Raw genomic sequence first — 241 nt, 5'->3', positions numbered from 1 at the left:
GGCGCTGCTCCTGGACGCGGCGCTCGATCTTCGATCCGCCGATCATGGCGTAGGCGTAGAGGGCGGCGAACACGATCGTGACGAGGAGGATCGCCGGCACGAGGAGGGCGCCGAGCGCGATCACGATCTGGATGACCCAGCCGAGGCCTCGGCCCCACGACCAGCGCAGGGTTCCGCTGGCGACGAGAGTGACGACGAAGCCGACGGAACCGGCAACGATCCCCCACCAGCGCGGGATACC

General features: G+C 69.3%; 1 protein-coding gene. It reads right to left on the bottom strand.

Features of this window, described 5'->3' with window-relative positions:
* Nucleotides 1-241, bottom strand: a 241-nt coding sequence (locus tag SB754_RS22610; protein ID WP_410784511.1) for a DUF4233 domain-containing protein, incomplete at both ends; no start/stop codon positions are given.

This window comes from Leifsonia sp. SIMBA_070, from assembly GCF_046534635.1.
Classification (GTDB): Bacteria; Actinomycetota; Actinomycetes; order Actinomycetales; family Microbacteriaceae; genus Leifsonia.
Note: the sequence above shows the minus strand (reverse complement) of the source record. Positions and strands in the feature narration are given on the sequence as shown.